Consider the following 312-nt stretch of genomic DNA (forward strand, 5'->3'; position numbering starts at 1 on the left):
ATGCGTCTTTTACCGTTACGGGTAAAGTTTTTAATATTACCACCCCACACTTTGCCGTTAGGAGAGGCTATATAAAGGCCGTCGGTGGTTTTAAAAATAGTAGTGAATAAGTTAATTTCGCTCACCGTACCCGATGTACCACTGGCATCAATAAAGTCACCTACTTTAAAAGGTCTCAGTATTAATAACATAATACCTGCAGCTATATTACTTAACGTACTTTTTAACGCCAAACCAATTGCTAAACCTGCAGCGGCCATTAGTGCCACTAAACTGGCGGTATTGACCCCAAAAATATCTAAAATAAATAAC

At 38.5% G+C, this 312-nt stretch carries 1 protein-coding gene; it reads right to left on the minus strand.

Annotated elements, in window-relative coordinates:
• A partial coding sequence (locus tag CIK81_RS18900; protein WP_147272383.1) for a mechanosensitive ion channel family protein occupies positions 1-312 on the minus strand: 312 nt, incomplete at both ends.

Origin of the sequence: Brachybacterium sp. JB7, from assembly GCF_003335205.1 — a bacterium.
GTDB classification, from domain to species: domain Bacteria; phylum Actinomycetota; class Actinomycetes; order Actinomycetales; family Dermabacteraceae; genus Brachybacterium; species Brachybacterium alimentarium.